1 pseudogene is annotated in these 211 nt (G+C 57.3%); it reads right to left on the bottom strand.

Annotated elements, in window-relative coordinates:
- Positions 1-211 (bottom strand): annotated as a pseudogene (locus IBT54_RS25035) (DUF1380 family protein); the annotation flags it as partial.

The raw sequence follows: 211 nt of genomic DNA, 5'->3' as shown, positions 1-211 counted from the left end.
GCGGAGGGTTTCGGCTCCCACGCCCGCCTCGTGCTGCGCATCCCTGTCCCATGTGGCGAGGTCACAGACGATTTCGGCGGCGGTTTCCGCCGTTACGTGCTCCTCCCCCATAACCCGTATAACGTCTTCTTTACGCCAGATAATCAGCGTGATCTTCTTATCGCCCTCAAACTGAATTTTCAGGTCGTTACACAGCTGGCTTACGGTTCCG

The sequence above is a fragment of the Pantoea sp. S62 genome, from assembly GCF_016658625.1.
Taxonomy (GTDB): domain Bacteria; phylum Pseudomonadota; class Gammaproteobacteria; order Enterobacterales; family Enterobacteriaceae; genus Pantoea; species Pantoea vagans.
This window is presented reverse-complemented; position numbering and strand designations above follow the sequence as displayed.